This window comes from Bradyrhizobium campsiandrae (genome assembly GCF_014529705.1).
Classification (GTDB): Bacteria; Pseudomonadota; Alphaproteobacteria; order Rhizobiales; family Xanthobacteraceae; genus Bradyrhizobium; species Bradyrhizobium campsiandrae.
Genome location: NZ_JAANIH010000368.1, coordinates 1 through 245, shown reverse-complemented (window position 1 = coordinate 245; position 245 = coordinate 1). Strand labels below are relative to the sequence as shown.

The 245-nt window shown below is 60.8% G+C and carries 1 protein-coding gene; it reads right to left on the bottom strand.

All coding sequences use genetic code 11. The features are described 5' to 3' along the window. A partial coding sequence (locus G8O24_RS43455) for a helix-turn-helix domain-containing protein (protein WP_188108490.1) occupies nt 1-123 on the bottom strand: 123 nt, incomplete at its 3' end. Between the last annotated feature and the right edge of the window lie 122 nt (nt 124-245).

Genomic DNA, 245 nt, shown 5'->3' with positions numbered 1-245 from the left:
GCGGACGCCGAGGCGCTCTTCGAGGAAGCGCACATGCTTGCCGACCATCGGCCCCGACATCTCCAGAGCGTCGGCCGCCGCTGCGAACGAGCCGAGATCGACGGCCCTGACGAACACGGCCATGCTGATGAAAACGAAAGATCCGGGCCATGGATCCACTCCAAAACAGTTGAATTGAATGGAGCTATGCCGCAGCCGCGGAAACGGATAAATCGCGGAAATCGGCGAGCAGTCGAAACCAGGAG